Raw genomic sequence first — 16,731 nt, forward strand, 5'->3', positions numbered from 1 at the left:
ACTAGAAATGTTATCTATATGCTGTAAGAGATATACTGAAACATTAGAAGGCTTTTAAAAATTATAATTAATCGTTATCAACGATCTTAATTCTACCACCGAATAGAGTTTTTTTCTTCACATCTTTAGGATTACCGTAAACCACAACATCACCACCAGCTCTTACATTTATATCAACAGATTGTGTTGCAAAGATCTCTACTTCTCCACCAGCTTGTACTTTTACTTTGGAATAATCAGATTTAAGTTTTTCATTTTCTACTTTTCCACCAGTGTTAACAACTAGAATTTGATCTTCTACCTGACCGCTTAATCTTACAATACCACCAGTAACAGCTCTTACATCAAGGTTCTTAACAGTTAATCCTGCAGTAACCATAGCACCTTCTTGTACTTTTATTTCTAATCTGTCCTGTTCTATTAATTCATTGGATAAAACTCTAGCGCCTTCATTTGCGTCGATTATGTCTAATTCTTTGTAATATACATGTACAAACGTTTTTGTACCGTCAAAAGTCTTCTCTGAGCGCATACGGACTTTTAGTAATCCATTTTTTTGAACGTACTCGACGTCATCTGCATCTTTACCAGAAATGATAATTTTATTTTCTGATGATTTTACTAAATTAACGGTGACTAAATCAAAAACTTTAATGGTATCAAAATCTGAGATGGTCATTTCAATTGGGTTTTGTGCGATAGAAATGGCACAAAAAAGTATAGTTATTACAGATAATAATCGTTTCATGATAAAAGTATTTTTATAAAGACTTTATTTATTAAGTAATGTTACAGTCTATGGTATGTTAAACATGAAAAAACGATGCTTATTGCTAAACATCGTTTTTTACTAACCAACCAAAAAACTTTATGAAAATTACTTCTAATAACCTTCCCTTTATATTATTCAAATCGTGTGCCAAAGTATGATAGTAGTATATAATGGTACGTTAAGAAAACGTCATAAACGAAGAAATCCTAAGTATCAAAGACGACAACTTAGGATTCCCTACTAACCAACCAAAAAACTATACTAATGTTTCAATTTTACTTCTCAAAAACCTTACAATTGAGAAGCTATATAAAAATGAAACTATTATGAAAAATTGAATTAAAGTTTCTCACGCTCTAATTACAGTACAAATATCTAGCTATACTATAAATAAATTAAAAATGGATATTTTAAATTTCTTATTATAGATAATCTGTATCATAAATACGTTGTATAGTATAAAAATAGCTTAATCACGCTTTATAAATTTAAAATCAATCTGTAAACTATCGTTAGAAACTAATGCTTTAAGAGTATCATTATTATAAGAATAATTAATATGGGTAGGAAATTCATTCTTTAAGTTAACAGCTGTAAAGCTATTCACAGTAATATCTACTATATTAAAAACAGTAGGTTTTTCATTAACTCCAGTAACTTCTAGAACCCATGAATATTCTTTTCCTTTAGAAAATTTACTTAAAGGCTTAATGGATAAAAATTCTTCAAATATCGTATCGTTTTTATGAAGAGTAAATCCATGTCCGTTATAATTACCATTCATAGTAGGTATCCATTTTTCATATGTTTTATTCTCTCCAGGTTCTTCTACTCTACTCCATGATCCTGCTAACCATGTAAAATTTGAGGTATCCCTAGTTTCATTTTTACAAGACAGAAATAATAATACTACAACTATTAATAAAATACTTTTCATGATCAGACCCTTTTATAATTTGAATTTAAGGTAAAAAAAAACGACCCATTTTATAAAAAATGGCTCGTTTATAATTTTAAATAGAATAGTTTATTTTTCTACTGCTTCTCTACTACCCATCATCCAGAAGTCTAGATGTTTCTTAACAAGGTCTGCATTTTTTACTTTTACATAAACCTCATCACCTAGTGTATACGTGTTCTTAGTCTTGCGACCTACAACAGCAAATTCTTCTTCTACATACTCATAACTATCGTCATCTAGGTCACCTAGTCTTATCATTCCTTCACACTTGTTAGAAATAATCTCTACATAAATTCCCCAATCAGTAACCCCAGAAATTACACCTAAGAACTCTTCGTCAGAGTGGTCTTTCATGAATTTAACTTGCATGTATTTGATAGAATCACGCTCTGCCTTAGAAGCAAGGATTTCCATTTCTGAAGAGTGTTCTGACTTTTCTTCATATAATTCTTCGCTTGCTGTCTTACCACCATCTAGATAATGTTGCAATAATCTATGCACCATAACATCTGGATAACGACGTATAGGACTCGTAAAGTGAGAATAATAATCAAAAGATAGACCGTAGTGACCTATGTTACTCGTAGAATAAACAGCCTTAGACATAGTTCTTATCGCAAGAGTGTCTACCATGTTTTGCTCTTTATTTCCTTTTACATCACTTAATAACTTATTAAGCGACTTAGTAACCGTTTTACGATCTCTTAAATCTAGAGTATGGCCAAATTTTACTACTATATTCTTAAGTGCTCCTAACTTTTCATCGTTAGGCTCATCATGAATACGGTAAATAAAAGTCTTTTTAGGTTGTTGTTTACCTATAAATCCAGCTACTTTTCTATTAGCTAGTAGCATGAATTCTTCAATAAGTTTATTAGCATCCTTAGATGTTTTAAAATAAACTCCTACAGGTTCTGACTTATCATTAAGATCAAATTTTACTTCAGTTTTATCAAAACTTAAAGCTCCATCTTCCATACGCTGTCCACGCATGATCTTAGCTAGTTCATCTAATTTTAAAGTTGCTTCTACTATTGCAGGCTGTATGGTTGTTTGCTTTCGCGAAAGCGAGATATCACCAGGAATCTCTCCTTTTCCAGTTTCTATAATATGTTGTGCTTCTTCATAAGCAAAACGCTGGTCAGAGTGTATTACCGTACGACCGAACCACTCGTTATGAATCTTACTAGAATTATCCATTTCAAAAACGGCAGAAAAACACAATTTATCTTCATGCGGATTTAAAGAACAAACACCGTTAGAAAGTACCTCTGGTAACATAGGTACTACCCTATCCACAAGATATACAGATGTTGCACGTTCATAAGCCTCATCATCAAGTACGGTTCCTTCTTTTACATAATGAGAAACGTCTGCAATGTGAATACCTATTTCATAATTACCGTTTTCAAGAACTTTAAATGATAATGCATCATCAAAATCCTTTGCATCTGCGGGATCTATGGTATAAGTAAGCGTGTCACGCATGTCACGACGCTTTTCTATTTCTTGAGAAGATATAGACTTGTCTAATTTTTCTGTGTATTCTTCAACCTCTGCTGGGAATTCATAAGGTAGACCGTATTGAGCAAGAATAGCATGTATTTCTGTATCGTGTTCTCCTGGTTCACCTAGAATATCTTTAACCTTACCGTTAGGTGAATCTTGTTTATCATTCCATTCTACAAATTCTACTAGAACTACCTGTCCATCTTTTGCCCCATTAATCTCTCGACCTGGGATAAAAAAATCAGTTTGAATCTTAGGATCTGTAACGTTCACAAATGCAAATTTTTCATGCACTTGTATCTCACCTACAAATTCAGTTTTCTTACGTTTAATAACCTTAGTTATCTCACCTTCTGGTTGTGAACCACGTTTTCTATTATAAACATACACTTCTACCTCATCACCATTAAGCGCCTGGCCCAGTGATCTTTTGGGTATCATGATATCTTCTTCTAGTTCTTCGGTAATTACATAACCGGTACCACGTGTACTAACATCTATTCTACCAGTGTAATAATCGATAGCCTTGATAATTTTAAATTTACCACGATCTATCTCTTCTATTTTCCCTTTGGACTTGAGCTGGTGTAATTTTTTTATAACCTGATTGCGACCACTAGAATCTGATATTCCTAGGTGTGCACAAATTTGCTTGTAGTTGTAACTTTTATTCGGATCTTGCTTTATAGCACTGAGTACCGACTGACTCAAATTCTGAAACTTAGTCTTTGAGCTTCTTTTTTTCTTTTTATTCATATTACCTACAAAGTTAAACTTTTAAAATTGCTGAATATTAAATACGTGTGAAAACCAGTAATATAACTCTCTAGATAACATTCATTAATATTAAATTAAGAAATAAAGTTATCTTTGTACAACTATTTCTTAATTGAAATCGTTAAAGCTGTCATATGCGTGTAAAAAAACCACTCTTATCTACATTAATTTTTGCAGGAATTCTTCTTGTTGGGATAGTGGTACTATACGTTTTAGTTTCTAAAGCACTAAATACTAGCACTGACGTTACCAACGATGGAAACCTTACTAAGACTATTAAAGTAGAGGCTACCGTTTAATTACCTGTTTTAAAAAAACAGTCGTTTTACCTTATTCTTATTTTAAAAATCACACTGCTCGGTATTTAATCGAGCACAATTACTCTATTTTCATTTTTAAACGATGCTCTATTATTTATTAATGCATCCTATCATCAGGTTGTATTTTTTCTTCTTTGTTTTTTAATATTTACTGTTATCAACACATATAAACAATATCATTTTTCTTTTTTAAAATTTAAATAAAATATGTTGCTTATTATATAGTGTTAATAGCGGTATAACTTTTTAAATAAAAATTAGGAATTGGTATATATGGTAACTTATCTACAGTTATACACATGTTATCCTAGCGTTAACTCATTGTAAAGTAGATTAATACTTATTAATGGTTGTGGTTATTCACATTTGTAGATAACCGTTATCCACATATAAATGTAGAGAAAATGACCTCTTTTTCATTGTTCATTTCTCACAATTCAGGTCTGAAAAGTCATTAGAAAATTGATGAGTTATATTTTGGTTTTCTCAATTTAAAATGGGTATGGACTATTCAAATCAATATTCCTAATATAATTTTTACATTTCTATTAACAGGTTATCCTTTGTTTATGAATAGTGTAAAATCATCGATGTTAATAACCCTAAAATACGGTTGAGTAAGTGTAAATTTGTATTACAAACACACAACACATGAAAATCTCCATAGGAAACGATCACGCAGGACCAGATTATAAACAAGCAGTAGTAAAAATGCTTAAAGAAAGAGGTCATGAAATCAATAATCACGGTACTGATACCTTTGATAGCGTAGATTATCCAGATTTTGCTCACAAAGTAGGTCAGGATGTTGATAATGCCGTTACAGAAATAGGAATAGTTATTTGTGGTAGTGCACAAGGTGTCTCTATGACTGTTAATAAGTACCAGAATGTACGTGGTGCAGTATGCTGGACTAAAGAAATAGCTGGACTAGCACGTGAGCATAATAATGCAAATGTTATTTGTATTCCTGCACGTTTCACTTCTATACCACAAGTAATTGCTATGGTAGAGACTTTTCTAGATACAGAATTTGCTGGTGGACGTCATGCTACTCGTGTTAACAAGATAGCTTGTTCATAAGTACGCTTTCGCGAAAGCGGAACATTTAAAAGGTTCTATATAATGCTATTATCTGGTGGTTCTCTACAAGATTATTTCATCCTTTTATTCTCAATTTTTATTTTACCTAGCATACTGATTTATCTAATAGTTAGATATTTATTATTTAGGCACGTATTTATAAATATCGAGAGTAAAAGCAAAAGGTATTTTTTTAGTTTTATCTTTTATGTTCTATCCTTAACATTCACATTGATACTCATATTTGTTTATATTTTTTTTAATGAATCTTAATAAAAGACAACAGTATCTGGATTTAGGTAATCAATTACCTAATAAACATTTACACCTAGATTTTGATAATCATTGTTACTGGCGCATTGCGCTAGACAATACATTGTTTGCAAGATGGAAAGATGTGGTACCTGCTCCTGCCTATAGAAATATAACTGAAGACCAACTGGATTATGTCATTCATTTATTAAAAAGCTATTTAAAAGATGAGCAACTATTAATGGAACATAATAGGATTTCATTAGCATATCGTGAGAAGAAATCATTGTAAATTTGATACAGTTAAAGTTCGAATATTTTCTACTGCGATAGGAATTAGATAACAAATTAAAATTAGATGTAAGTTTCTTAGAGATTTACACCTGTGTGTGAATTCATGAGAAAAGAAGCTACTATTATAATTCATCAATTAAGAACTGCGGTGCACCCACATAAGAAACTTATGGAAATATGGCGCGATCTAGAAGAATTTGATGAACAAGATAAAGAAGAAACCCTAGACGATCTAGATGCAAGGCGTCAAGAATTGATGGCTGCTGGTGATGAAGAATTCGGTAATATGCTAGAAAAAATTATCACTGATATAAGAATAGGTATCAAACCACCGCAACCTAAAAATGTTCCTAAACAGTTTTAATTATGGAGGTTTTTATAAATTCATTTAATGATTATTCTATCCAAGAACTTTATAATGTGATGCAATTGCGGTCTGAAGTATTTGTGGTAGAACAAGATTGTGTCTATCAGGATATGGATGGAAAAGATCAAAAAGCCATGCATATTTTAGGGTATAAAGATCAAGAACTTGCTGCATATACACGCATCTTTAAACCTGGTGATTATTTTGAAAAAGCTAGTATAGGTCGTGTAGTAGTAAGTCCTAAAATGCGTGGTCTGTCTTATGGACAGAAAATAATGAAAGCAAGTATAGATTATTGTAAAGATCAAGGATACCCATCTATACAAATATCTGCACAATGTTATTTACATAAATTTTATACTGATTTAGGTTTTATCACTATAGGTGAAAAATATCTAGAAGACGGTATACCACACCAAGAGATGGTTTTAGATTTTTAATCATGTCACTAACTAATATTAACTCACAATTTCCGTTTTTTAATAAGACTCTAATAGACTTATTAAACAAAGAATGTGAAGTTATAACTGTACCTGCACAACAAGAAATATTACGCAAGGGTCAGTATGTAAAAGTTATTCCTGTTGTATTAAAAGGTCTCTTACGTGTTTATACAACACATGAAGATAAAGAACTGTTACTATATCATATCAAAGCTAGAGAAAGCTGTGTCATGTCCTTTGCTGCAGGAATTAAGAATGGTACTAGCGAGATATTTGCACAGACTTTAGAGCCTACAGAAATTCTTTTATTACCTGCTAGTAAACTCAAAGAGTGGCTTATAAGCCATCCAGAATTAAATATACTTTTTAATTCGCAGTATGAAATGCGTTATGCAGACTTATTGCATACCATAGAAAACATGGTATTTCATAAAATGGACCAGCGTGTTTTAAGTTTACTAAATGATAAGGCAACTATATCTAATACTAAGACTATTAAGATATCTCATCAAGCACTGGCAGATGATCTAGCCACTTCTAGAGAGGTAATAAGTCGCGTTTTAAAGAAATTAGAGAACGAGAACAAGCTTGTTCTATCTCATCAATCTATTGAAATTTTATAGTTGTGACTTTAGTCACTTTTTATAACGAGCTACTAGACTACTATTGTACCTCAATTTAAAAAGGCACATATCATGAAAAAAAATCTAGGAACCATCGATAGAATAATTAGAATATTATTTGCAGTAGTAGTATCTGTTTTATTCTTTACTAATGTTGTTACAGGTACATTAGGCGTTATTTTATTAATAGTAGGTGGAGTATTGTTAGCGACTAGTTTTATGAACTTTTGTCCATTATACGCTGTTTTAGGAATTAATAGCTGTCCTGTAAAAAAGTAATCTTATTACATATAAAAAAAGCTCGTTTTGATAATTTTATCAAAACGAGCTTTTTAATTTTTAGATATTACTTAATCATCATGATGTCCATGACCGTGGTGACTTTTATTACCGAATGGTTTCCATATCACACCAGCACTAAGTATAAACCCATCTGTAGGTGCATAGATTTCATTAAAAGTAGGTGCGCCACCGGCATCTATAGTTACCGTAGGAGAATAACGACTTTGCCTTCTATCGGTTATGTTTTCAAAATTCATATATAGATTTCCCCAGTCAAAGTTTTTCATAACCAGTAGCCCCATTAATAAATAATCTCTAGATTCTGTCCCGTCAAAAAGTAGTTGTTTTCCTGTATAATAGGTTTCATAACCTATGCGCCATTTTTCATTTTCATACATAACAACACTACCAGCATTATGTTTAGCAGTTAATGGTTTTTCAGGATTTCCATCTAAGTAATTAAGCTGTGTATCAATTAAGGCATAGTTTAAGAACCATTTAAAGTCTTTATAAGTAAACTTTATATTAGTTTCTGCACCGCGACTTAAGGTTAAATCACTAGCATTACTATACTCAAAACTACCAGGATTTGTAGCACTAGAATTAAGTAGTAAACCATTATCAATAGCCGTTAAATAAAACAGTTGATTTATAGAAAAATACAGTTGGTCTGTAATAGAAAATCCATAATCAAAATCTAGATTCATTCCATAAGAAGTCTCTGCAACTAGTTGATTTTTATCAATAGCCACTACGTTTTGAAAATTTAAGCGCTCTGCATCTTCCGTAAAAATATCTGGAATTTTATATCCTAAACCACCACCTAGACGACTGGTAAATCTTCCATCTGATTTAAATAAAAGTGATGCTCTAGGTAAAATAAAAGAACCCCAATCTCTAGTAAAATCTGTACGTAAACCAGTTTCTAATATCCAGTTATCACTTAAATCGGTCACGTTATTAACAAATAGACCAGCTGTAAGATCTTTTTGATCTCTTTGATTAATAACCGCATCTTCATCAAATTCAGATGTGTATAAATTACCACCAAAAATCCAGTCCGTTTTATCAGTATTAGTCTTATAGTTAGCCTCAGTAAACGTGTTGATCTGGCTTCCTTTAAAGTCCATAGCAGGTATCAATAGTTCTCTATTAAAATAAGCGACACTATTTTTAAATTGAAGACTAGAATGGTCTGTTAGATTAGTTTCCCAGACAGCTTGCGTACTGAATCTTCTAGAAATATTCTCTTCTGTGTATGCATTACTTTCATCATTAATAGCATCTAGATCACCACCTTTACGCTGGTCATAAGTTCCATTAAGACCTACCCACAAGGTAGTTTTATCACTAGGGTAATAAAATACTTTAGGATTAAGCGTTATTGTACGTGCTTTAGGTAAATTAGAAAAATTATCACCATCAGGATCGTATTCCTTTTGGGAGTTTGCACTACCGTATAGAGTAACACCCCATTTTTCTTTACGAGCGCTATAAAATATGTTTCCCGTAACTCCTAGTGCCTGAGTACCTACCAGCATTAAATCCAGTTCTTTTTCTTCTTTAGGTCTTTTAGACTGCATATTAACCAGTCCTGCGATGGCACCACCACCATAAAGTGTAGAAGAACTACCCTTTATAATTTCAAATTGAGCGATATCTAACGGCGGTATTTGCATGATACTCAATCCACCGGCAAAACCTCCATAAAGAGGAAAACCATCCTTTAAAAGTTGTGTATAACGTCCATCTAGACCTTGAATACGTATAGACTGGTTAGCACTACTTTGTGAGGTCTGTTGCATTTGTATACCAGTACTTTCTCGCAACATCATAGCGATATTTGTACTGTTCATAGCGGTCTTTTCTACTAGTTCTTCTCCACCTATTAATTCTATACGTGTAGGTGTGCGTTTAAAAGTACGAGAAGAACGAGTAGACTGTATAACTATCTCGTCCAGTTCACCTTCGGCTTCATGAAGGTTAAAAGTATAGTTTAATTGATCTGGTATAACCGCGGTTATCGTTTTACTTTCATGTCCTATGTAAGAAACGGTAAGTTCATAAGTACCAGCCGGTACATCTTTTATAATTCCTTTACCATTAATGTCAGACATTGCTCCTTTTTTAAGGGTTGTGATAATAGCATTTGCCCCTAATAAAGGTTCATTATCTTCTTCTGATACAACGGTAATGTTGATATCATAGGTTGTTTTAGATTGAGCTTTCGCGAAAGCGTAACACAGCAACAACACACTGCATAAAATAAGTTTTTTCATGTAATAAGTTTAAATAGTCTAAAAAAATGGAGCATAATACTCCCAATAAATTCTAGCTATTTAATTGTGGTGGCTGTAAAATAGAGCCATCATATCCATCATAAAATGGACTGATATAAGAAGAAATTTGTGTATTTATTTCAGGAATATCTGTGAATTCCTGCGTTTCAAAAATGTAAGTAATCACGTGTGCAGAACAGCAATTACACTGACAGAATGGTGAGCAATCATCTTCATCTTCATGGTCATGTAGATCATCACAACCTCCAGCCTCTATGACTTGTTCTACCTCATCATGAGACTGACCATCTACATCATTACACGGCATGATGTTGAGTCCCAAGAAGTAAAACGAAAAAAGGAATAGTATGAATTTCACGCTGTAAAGATAAGGATGGTCATTTGATTACTGAAACTTCTTTGTCCCTAAACTTATAAAGTGGAGCAGATAGAATATTATAAAACTAAGAGTAGGAATCACAAAAAAATAATGACTCATAATCTCTGGATAAGCATCTAACTTATAAATTAGTGGACTTAAAAGAAGTAAAAATGCTGTTATTTCCAGTAGGACTTTTGTTATGGAGCCTAGTTTTATAAAAGTCAATAAACAACTAATAAATCCGACTGAACCGAGAACTGCAAACGTAAAATCTAAACTTGAATCTGGATCAAATGGTACACAAAACAACTATAAAATAAATGGTACAGGTATCAGGCTACCCATTAAAAATATGAAGCAGTAGGAAACGAGAGCTATTATTTTGAAGTAAGTTTTCAGTTTTAAATAGTAATTTTATTCACCGTAAAATATGTTATCTAAATTTTAAAAAGCTTCTAATAATACTTTTTCTTTAACCAGAAAGCTACTCTAACTAGTAATATCAATGCAGGAACTTCTACTAGCGGCCCGATGACACCAGTAAATGCCTGACCAGAATTGAGTCCAAAAACAGCAATAGAAACGGCAATAGCAAGCTCAAAGTTATTACCTGCTGCGGTAAATGCGATTGCTGCATTTTCACTATAACTAGCACCACGATATTTACTTATAAAGAAACCTATCAAAAACATGACTATAAAATAGATCATTAAGGGAACAGCTATTAATAGTACTTCAAATGGTATTTGCACTATCAACTCGCCTTTTAATGAGAACATTAAGATAATAGTAAGTAATAAAGCGATTAAAGTTATAGGTGAAATAGCTGGTATATAAACATTTTCATACCAGTCCTTTCCTTTGGTCTTTACTAGAATGTAACGACTCAATACACCCATGAGAAATGGAATACCTAGGTAAATAGCAACACTCTCTGCAATGGTAGGTATAGAGATATCTACTATGGCACCATCAAAACCGAAATAAGGTGGCAATACGGTTATAAATAACCAGGCATAAAAGGAATAGGCAAAGACTTGAAAAACGCTGTTTAAAGCTACTAATCCTGCACCATATTCTGGAGAACCGTCTGCAAGGTCATTCCATACCAGTACCATCGCTATACATCTTGCTAGACCTATTAAAATAAGACCTACCATATATTCTGGATAGTCATGTAAGAAGACTAATGCGAGTACAAACATTAAAACTGGTCCTATAATCCAGTTGAGTAATAAAGAGATGCTTAAAACTTTAGTATTCTTAAAAACTTTGGGCAGCAATTTATAGTCTGCCTTTGCAAGTGGTGGATACATCATTAAAATGAGTCCTATCGCAATAGGAATATTAGTTGTTCCAGAACTCATGGAGTCTATACCGCTAGCAATATCTGGAATAGCATAACCTAAACCTACTCCTATGGCCATGGCTAGAAATATCCAAAGCGTTAAATACTGATTAAGAAAGCTTAATTTTTTAGTACTCATAAATTTATTTTATTTGAGAGAATACATATTTTAATTCTGTAGCTATCTCTAGACTTTTTAATCTATAGACTTCATCTTGTTGTGGTGTACCGTCAGAGTTTTTAGGATCTTCATAAGTAACTGCAACACGTTGATTTGCGCCAGGTATAAATGGGCATCCTTCATTTGCACTATCGCAGGTCATAATCGCTGCAAAATCACTTTCTGGATTATCGATATCATCATATACTTTAGAAAAACAAATTACAGGATCGCTGTCTTCATCAAAGTAAATCGCATACAAAGGATTTTTTCCTTCTTCAATAACCTCTACTTGAAAACCTTGATTTTTCATGGTTTCCACAATTTTAGGGAAAACAGCAGTAGCTTCTGTTCCACCAGAATAGGCTTTTAAATTTTCTATTTTATAAAAGTTAGCTAGTGTTTGTGCCCATATCTGTCCTAGATGACTTCTACGAGAATTATGAGTACAGATAAAGTTGAGGTTTATAGCTTCTTTTTGATCTACTTTCTGCTGTATATATCCGGTTAATTTATCAAGAATTTGCTTGCGCTCTTCTGCAATAGTTGCCGTATCTAACGTATGGATCGTATTTTCTATGGTAGTAAATGTCATATCTATTTTTTATGAATTAACAACATCCAGATCCTGGTGTACAAGAATTTTGAGCGTCTGTCTGCACATCTATTAGTTTTAATTTTGGTTTTTCTTGTGGTATACCGCAAGCGTCTTTTGCGAGGCAGTCGGTTAACTTATTAGTTAGTAAGAAAGATGTACCATTAAAGTCTATTCCATATTTACCTATGGTACTGCCTTGATACTCTACCTCTATTTCTGCATCTGGTAATCCCAATTTACTTTGAGAAAGCTCGATAATAGAAAGTAGTTTTTCTGGATGGAGTCTGTGATCATAATCATTTGCTTCCCATAACTGAAAGTTAACTACAGTTTCTAATCGCTCCGTACCGCCGCAGTCTATAAAATGCTTAATCACTTTACCTACTTCTGTCACATGAAAATGTGAAGGAACTAAGCTACCATCTGGCAGTTGAAAACTAATAGTTTCTTGGGCTGCGAGTACTGTTTTAAATTCTGATATTTTCATGTTCTTATTTTTTATCTATTGCAATATTACGATCAATAAAAGTAAATTTTTTTAGCAACAACTATCTATAGATTTAGTATCTAAATCTAGAATGGTAGAAAGCATATTTTTCATTAATAGCCAGTTATCATAATTAATACAATAACACACACTCGTTCCTTCTACATTACCTTTTATTAAACCTACTGTTTTTAATTCTTTTAAATGTTGTGATATAGTGGGTTGTGCTAGACCTATTTCATTTACTATATCACCGCACACACAAGAATCTATAGAGAATATGTATTCTAAAATAGCTATTCTAGCAGGATGCGCAAGAGCTTTGGCCATGCGCGCCACTTGGTTTTGATGCTCAGTAAATTTTTCGGTTTTAGTTACTCCCATAATATTAATCGTAAAATTACGATATAAAAATTAATTAGATATAATTAAAATCTAAAATTTACTGTTCGTCTATCTTAGTAATGTATAATTCTACTCTACGGTCTAACTTATCAATACCGCCCAATGGTTTAGTACGACCGAATCCTTTGTACTTCATTCTGTCATAAGAGACACCACTTTTCTTAAGAATAAAAAAGATAGCTTTTGCTCTATCATGAGATAAATTGGATTTTTTTGTGTCTCTATTATAAGCATCTTTATATACAGGATTGATACAACATACATGACCATGTATTTCAAAATGTATGTCTTTACGTGCCACAAGAATTTCTGCAACACGATCTAGAAGCGGTTGTGATTCTTCTAGGACAGTAGATCTACCTTTGTAAAATAAGATGTTTTCTAACCTAATAACTTGACCTTTTTTAAGGTTCTTACTTAATAGAGATTTAAAAGGCTCTTGTGTATTATCCACCGGCGGATCCAGATTTGTTGGTATATCTAGATACTCATCATTTAAAGTTTCTACAGGTTCTACAGGTGTTGTTTCTTTTACTTTTTCTTGAGGTGTTGTTTTAGCATTCTCTGATACAGGAATGGCAACGATACTTTTCTCATCTTTTAAGACAGCCTTTACCACTTTCTTTTCATAAGTCTTTATCTCTACTGCCTCACTAGTAGTAAGATCGCTTTTATTTAATTTTTTAATTTCTAGACGTTGCGTTATACTTTCTTTAAGCGAGAATATAATATCTACCCTGCGATTTTGAGCACGCTCATCTTCTATGGATAACTCTTCAGAGCCTTCTTCTAGAGCTACCTCTCCACGACCTTCTATGGTTTTAGAAATATGTTCTACGGTAATAGAATGTTCCTGTAACCATTTAGAAACGGTCTCTACACGTCTATTTGATAGATCTAGGTTATATTCATAAGAACCACGATCATCACAATAACCTAATATTTTTACATCTAGGAGCGGTTTATATAAAAGGTCATCAAAGAAGGAATTGAGTTGTTTTCCTTCGGTAAATGGGAACTGATCTTTATCTAGATCAAAGTATACAGAATGTGTTTCTGTAAGTTGGGCTGTACTTACTAGGGCAAGGAGTAAAAAAAATGGAGTTACTAGTTTTCTAAAATTCATTATTTGAGTATGCGATTGTATTTTCCCTCATCATTAAGGACTTCTATGGCTGCTCTTATTTCTGGATTGTATTTGATCTGATAATTGTAAAGACCTTCTTTGTAGAAGTATCTCTTCACAATCTCGTCGGTAAGTAGACTTTTAATTTCGGCTTTTTTATCTACTACTTCTTTCTTTTTTGCTGTCTTGATGTTTTCTAGCATGATCTCATAAGAGTTCTTAATGTCATCATCTAGTTCTTCATTTGCTGCTGTTTGGTACGCTTTCGCGAAAGCGGACTCTGTAACCGTCTCAAATTCAAAACCACGTTTTTCTATCCATGATACAAACTCTTGAAAATCTGCATCGGAAAACTGAATCTCGTCCATAGAATTAAATTGATGCTTATAATAATACTCTGTAGCATAATCAAATATGGAATTTTCTTTAAGAAGTGCTGTCGTAATAGGTGAATACACTGCAGACTCTATATTAATATCTGGTTCTACACCACCACCATCATAAACGGTACGGCCGCTGTTAACGGTCTTAAAGGCTTTATAATCTTCTTTTTTAGTTCGTACAGCATCACCATTTTCATCGCGATTCCAGTAATCTAATGCCTGTATGCAACGACCACTAGGTGTGTAATATCTAGAAATAGTAATCTTAACCTGTGTACCATAAGAAAGTGGTTTAGGACGTTGTACAAGTCCTTTACCAAAACTTCTTGCACCTATAACCACACCACGATCATAGTCTTGTATACTACCACTTACTATCTCACTAGCACTAGCACTGCGACCGTTAATAAGTACGGCCACTTTCATACCTTCAAATTCTTCACTGCGCTTAGTAAGGTATGTTCTATTATATTTAGAAACAACAGATTGTGTGCTCGTGATTAATTTCCCTTTAGGAATAAAAAGATTAGAAACATTTACAGCTTCACTTAATAACCCACCTGGATTACCTCTCAAATCAAGTATAACTTTAGTAGCACCTTTTTCTTTTAATTCTTTTATAGCTGCCTTAGTCTCTCTAGATGCTTTTTCATTAAATTTAGATAGAACTACATAGCCTATTTCTGGTGTTGCCATTTCATAAAATGGTACGGCATGTACCTCTACACCTTCTCTTTTAAGTGTTGTAGTTTTATTTTTTCCCTGGCGTGTGTAGGTAATACTAAGCTCTGTCCCAGCAGATCCTTTCAATAAATCACCAGCGTTTTCTTTATAATCTTTAATCTTTACACCATCTATTTCTATGATGTCATCACCAGCTTTTAGTCCAGCTTTATCTGCAGGATAGTCTTTCCAAGGCTCAATGATGGTAATTTTATCTTCTTTGGTACGCACGTTTGCACCTATACCGGTGTAAGAACCACGACGGTTTATTTTTGATTTTTCTACCTCTTGCTCTGTCCAGTAAACCGTATATGGATCTAGTCCTTCTAGCATTCCTTCTATGGCATTATCCATAAGTTCTGCAGGGTTTGTGTCATCCACATAGTTCATATTGAGTTGTTTATACATTTCTGTAAAAATCTCAATCTGTTTTGCGATTTCAAAAAAATCGTTTTGAAAACTAGCTGTAGTAAATAATAATCCAGCTGCAGCGATAGGTAGCAGGATCTGTCTTTTTATATTAATCTTTTGACTCATCTTCTTTATTTGTGGCTCAAGTAAGGTGCATTAAATATAGGATAAATAGTAAGAAACACCATAATAGTTACTAACGACACTTATTTTAAACAATTGTACGCAAGGTTAGTGCCAGTTTTAAGGAATGAGGTTTTGGGTAAAAGGTATTGGGAATAGTTATCGTTTTCGACTGAGCTCCAACCGAGCTCCTGATAATATGATTATTACTCTCTATAATCTTACTCAGCAATTTTCTTAGCTAACTCTCTTAAAAGCTTTTTAGTAAGCTGCTCGACATAATCATAATCAGGCATTTTACCAGATTGAAATATAAACATAGCTTTTAAATGGACACCATCTTTTACTGGTAATAATTCTTGATGCAGTCTATAAGATTCACGCATTAATCGTTTTACGCGATTACGGTCTACGGCACTTTTAAAGAAACGTTTTCCTACGCTCACTCCTACTTGATGTTGTGTTGCAGTGGTAGGCTCTATAAAATAAACGACACGCAAAGGCCCTTTTCTCAATGATTTTCCATCACTGAAAATTAAGTCTGTAGCCTTTTTGCTTTTTAATTTTTTGTTTCTGCCTAGGGTTAATTTCATAGCGCTGCAAATATAGTCTTTGAGTTTGTT

At 33.0% G+C, this 16,731-nt stretch carries 19 protein-coding genes; 7 read left to right on the top strand and 12 right to left on the bottom strand.

The window, feature by feature from the left end; all coding sequences use genetic code 11:
* Nucleotides 1–67: 67 nt before the first annotated feature.
* From ABJF08_RS00600 to rnr, 3 genes are all read right to left on the bottom strand, one after another.
* Nucleotides 68–748, bottom strand: coding sequence for a head GIN domain-containing protein (locus tag ABJF08_RS00600; RefSeq protein WP_348114111.1), 681 nt, complete (start codon nt 746–748; stop codon nt 68–70).
* Between the two features lie 493 nt (nt 749–1,241).
* The gene (locus tag ABJF08_RS00605; RefSeq protein WP_348114112.1) at nt 1,242–1,709 is read right to left on the bottom strand and encodes a DUF6265 family protein; all 468 of its coding nucleotides are present in this window, start codon (nt 1,707–1,709) and stop codon (nt 1,242–1,244) included.
* 90 nt (nt 1,710–1,799) lie between these two features.
* A complete protein-coding gene (gene rnr, locus ABJF08_RS00610; RefSeq protein ID WP_348114113.1) occupies nt 1,800–3,998 on the bottom strand; it encodes a ribonuclease R in 2,199 nt (732 codons plus the stop codon).
* Nucleotides 3,999–4,153: 155 nt separating this feature from the next.
* On the opposite strand from rnr, the gene ABJF08_RS00615 reads away from it, so the two are divergent.
* The 7 genes from ABJF08_RS00615 (at nt 4,154) to ABJF08_RS00645 (ending at nt 7,680) form a co-directional block, all read left to right on the top strand.
* Nucleotides 4,154–4,318, top strand: coding sequence for a hypothetical protein (locus ABJF08_RS00615; protein WP_348114114.1), 165 nt, complete (start codon nt 4,154–4,156; stop codon nt 4,316–4,318).
* Between the two features lie 672 nt (nt 4,319–4,990).
* Nucleotides 4,991–5,422: an RpiB/LacA/LacB family sugar-phosphate isomerase gene (locus ABJF08_RS00620; protein WP_348114115.1), complete on the top strand. Its 432-nt coding sequence runs from the start codon at nt 4,991–4,993 to the stop codon at nt 5,420–5,422.
* A 262-nt stretch (nt 5,423–5,684) separates the two neighbouring features.
* Nucleotides 5,685–5,966: an acetyltransferase gene (locus tag ABJF08_RS00625; RefSeq protein WP_104514215.1), complete on the top strand. Its 282-nt coding sequence runs from the start codon at nt 5,685–5,687 to the stop codon at nt 5,964–5,966.
* A 105-nt stretch (nt 5,967–6,071) separates the two neighbouring features.
* Nucleotides 6,072–6,332, top strand: a complete 261-nt coding sequence (locus ABJF08_RS00630) for a hypothetical protein (RefSeq protein WP_348114116.1) — start codon at nt 6,072–6,074, stop codon at nt 6,330–6,332.
* Nucleotides 6,333–6,334: 2 nt separating this feature from the next.
* Complete coding sequence (locus ABJF08_RS00635) at nt 6,335–6,775, top strand: GNAT family N-acetyltransferase (protein ID WP_348114117.1); 441 nt, start codon at nt 6,335–6,337, stop codon at nt 6,773–6,775.
* 2 nt (nt 6,776–6,777) lie between these two features.
* Entirely contained in the window at nt 6,778–7,401 is a 624-nt protein-coding gene (locus ABJF08_RS00640) for a Crp/Fnr family transcriptional regulator (RefSeq protein ID WP_348114118.1), read from the top strand.
* 72 nt (nt 7,402–7,473) lie between these two features.
* Nucleotides 7,474–7,680 carry a DUF2892 domain-containing protein gene (locus tag ABJF08_RS00645; protein ID WP_348114119.1) on the top strand — a complete coding sequence of 69 codons (207 nt, stop codon included), beginning with the start codon at nt 7,474–7,476 and terminating at the stop codon, nt 7,678–7,680.
* 71 nt (nt 7,681–7,751) lie between these two features.
* Here the strand turns inward: ABJF08_RS00645 and ABJF08_RS00650 are convergent, their stop codons facing one another.
* The 9 genes from ABJF08_RS00650 to rnpA all read right to left on the bottom strand — a co-directional run bounded on the left by ABJF08_RS00650 (nt 7,752) and on the right by rnpA (nt 16,701).
* Complete coding sequence (locus ABJF08_RS00650; protein ID WP_348114120.1) at nt 7,752–9,962, bottom strand: TonB-dependent receptor; 2,211 nt, start codon at nt 9,960–9,962, stop codon at nt 7,752–7,754.
* 52 nt (nt 9,963–10,014) lie between these two features.
* Nucleotides 10,015–10,341 carry a DUF6660 family protein gene (locus ABJF08_RS00655; RefSeq protein ID WP_348114121.1) on the bottom strand — a complete coding sequence of 109 codons (327 nt, stop codon included), beginning with the start codon at nt 10,339–10,341 and terminating at the stop codon, nt 10,015–10,017.
* A 458-nt stretch (nt 10,342–10,799) separates the two neighbouring features.
* A complete protein-coding gene (arsB, locus tag ABJF08_RS00660) occupies nt 10,800–11,831 on the bottom strand; it encodes an ACR3 family arsenite efflux transporter (protein ID WP_348114122.1) in 1,032 nt (343 codons plus the stop codon).
* Nucleotides 11,832–11,835: 4 nt separating this feature from the next.
* Entirely contained in the window at nt 11,836–12,447 is a 612-nt protein-coding gene (locus tag ABJF08_RS00665) for a protein-tyrosine-phosphatase (RefSeq protein ID WP_348114123.1), read from the bottom strand.
* Between the two features lie 16 nt (nt 12,448–12,463).
* A complete protein-coding gene (locus ABJF08_RS00670; protein WP_348114124.1) occupies nt 12,464–12,937 on the bottom strand; it encodes a DUF6428 family protein in 474 nt (157 codons plus the stop codon).
* A 51-nt stretch (nt 12,938–12,988) separates the two neighbouring features.
* Entirely contained in the window at nt 12,989–13,321 is a 333-nt protein-coding gene (locus ABJF08_RS00675) for a metalloregulator ArsR/SmtB family transcription factor (RefSeq protein ID WP_348114125.1), read from the bottom strand.
* Nucleotides 13,322–13,379: 58 nt separating this feature from the next.
* Complete coding sequence (locus ABJF08_RS00680; RefSeq protein WP_348114126.1) at nt 13,380–14,468, bottom strand: OmpA family protein; 1,089 nt, start codon at nt 14,466–14,468, stop codon at nt 13,380–13,382.
* Nucleotides 14,468–16,111 (bottom strand): S41 family peptidase, encoded by a 1,644-nt coding sequence (locus tag ABJF08_RS00685; RefSeq protein ID WP_348114127.1) that lies wholly within the window; start codon nt 16,109–16,111, stop codon nt 14,468–14,470. Before ABJF08_RS00685 ends, ABJF08_RS00680 begins: the two co-directional genes overlap by 1 nt.
* Nucleotides 16,112–16,329: 218 nt before the next feature.
* Nucleotides 16,330–16,701, bottom strand: coding sequence for a ribonuclease P protein component (gene rnpA / locus ABJF08_RS00690; RefSeq protein ID WP_348114128.1), 372 nt, complete (start codon nt 16,699–16,701; stop codon nt 16,330–16,332).
* Between the last annotated feature and the right edge of the window lie 30 nt (nt 16,702–16,731).

The organism is Nonlabens sp. (genome assembly GCF_039941875.1).
GTDB lineage: Bacteria > Bacteroidota > Bacteroidia > Flavobacteriales > Flavobacteriaceae > Nonlabens.

Coding starts and splice junctions, on each gene's coding strand:
- ABJF08_RS00620 (WP_348114115.1), top strand. CDS start 4,991: ATGAAAATCTCCATAGGAAACGATCACGCAGGACCAGATTATAAACAA.
- rnr (WP_348114113.1), bottom strand. CDS start 3,998: ATGAATAAAAAGAAAAAAAGAAGCTCAAAGACTAAGTTTCAGAATTTG.
- ABJF08_RS00615 (WP_348114114.1), top strand. CDS start 4,154: ATGCGTGTAAAAAAACCACTCTTATCTACATTAATTTTTGCAGGAATT.
- ABJF08_RS00665 (WP_348114123.1), bottom strand. CDS start 12,447: ATGACATTTACTACCATAGAAAATACGATCCATACGTTAGATACGGCA.
- rnpA (WP_348114128.1), bottom strand. CDS start 16,701: ATGAAATTAACCCTAGGCAGAAACAAAAAATTAAAAAGCAAAAAGGCT.
- ABJF08_RS00650 (WP_348114120.1), bottom strand. CDS start 9,962: ATGAAAAAACTTATTTTATGCAGTGTGTTGTTGCTGTGTTACGCTTTC.
- ABJF08_RS00600 (WP_348114111.1), bottom strand. CDS start 748: ATGAAACGATTATTATCTGTAATAACTATACTTTTTTGTGCCATTTCT.
- ABJF08_RS00680 (WP_348114126.1), bottom strand. CDS start 14,468: ATGAATTTTAGAAAACTAGTAACTCCATTTTTTTTACTCCTTGCCCTA.
- ABJF08_RS00685 (WP_348114127.1), bottom strand. CDS start 16,111: ATGAGTCAAAAGATTAATATAAAAAGACAGATCCTGCTACCTATCGCT.
- ABJF08_RS00635 (WP_348114117.1), top strand. CDS start 6,335: ATGGAGGTTTTTATAAATTCATTTAATGATTATTCTATCCAAGAACTT.
- ABJF08_RS00630 (WP_348114116.1), top strand. CDS start 6,072: ATGAGAAAAGAAGCTACTATTATAATTCATCAATTAAGAACTGCGGTG.
- arsB (WP_348114122.1), bottom strand. CDS start 11,831: ATGAGTACTAAAAAATTAAGCTTTCTTAATCAGTATTTAACGCTTTGG.
- ABJF08_RS00675 (WP_348114125.1), bottom strand. CDS start 13,321: ATGGGAGTAACTAAAACCGAAAAATTTACTGAGCATCAAAACCAAGTG.
- ABJF08_RS00670 (WP_348114124.1), bottom strand. CDS start 12,937: ATGAAAATATCAGAATTTAAAACAGTACTCGCAGCCCAAGAAACTATT.
- ABJF08_RS00625 (WP_104514215.1), top strand. CDS start 5,685: ATGAATCTTAATAAAAGACAACAGTATCTGGATTTAGGTAATCAATTA.
- ABJF08_RS00640 (WP_348114118.1), top strand. CDS start 6,778: ATGTCACTAACTAATATTAACTCACAATTTCCGTTTTTTAATAAGACT.
- ABJF08_RS00645 (WP_348114119.1), top strand. CDS start 7,474: ATGAAAAAAAATCTAGGAACCATCGATAGAATAATTAGAATATTATTT.
- ABJF08_RS00605 (WP_348114112.1), bottom strand. CDS start 1,709: ATGAAAAGTATTTTATTAATAGTTGTAGTATTATTATTTCTGTCTTGT.